Origin of the sequence: Flavobacterium silvaticum, from assembly GCF_012911565.1 — a bacterium.
Taxonomy (GTDB): domain Bacteria; phylum Bacteroidota; class Bacteroidia; order Flavobacteriales; family Flavobacteriaceae; genus Flavobacterium; species Flavobacterium silvaticum.
This window is the reverse complement of sequence record NZ_JAAMPU010000052.1, coordinates 1-403: the sequence shown is the minus strand read 5'-3', so window position 1 is coordinate 403 and position 403 is coordinate 1. Positions and strand designations below refer to the sequence as shown.

At 57.8% G+C, this 403-nt stretch carries 1 protein-coding gene; it reads left to right on the top strand.

The features are described 5' to 3' along the window. Positions 1–36 precede the first annotated feature (36 nt). Positions 37–403, top strand: a 367-nt coding sequence (locus G6047_RS00185; protein WP_169525285.1) for a T9SS type A sorting domain-containing protein, incomplete at its 3' end; no start/stop codon positions are given.

Below are 403 nucleotides of genomic sequence, written 5' to 3'. Positions count from 1 at the left end.
GTGGACCGTACCCTGTCCTACTTCAACTTCAGCATGGTGCCGGGTTACATACCGGGCGGCAAGTACATGGTACGTGTGGCCGTGAGGACCACGGGTTACCATTCACCGTTCGGCGAGGCCTGTTTCGTGTATGCTCCGGGGGTATTGCGCCAGGACGGGACACAGCAGCCTGAAGTGATCGCACAGCGTTTCGACGCCACGGTGTTCCCGAACCCGTATACCGAGAGCTTCTCGCTCGACCTGGATTCCACTTCGGAGGAAGCCGTGCAGGTACGTGTGTATGACATGATCGGTAAACTGCTTGAGGAAAGATCCTTCGGGGCCAGCCGGATCGAACTGGCCCAGTTCGGGGAGAAATACCCGAGCGGTGTCTACAACATCGTATTGACACAGGGAAGCAACG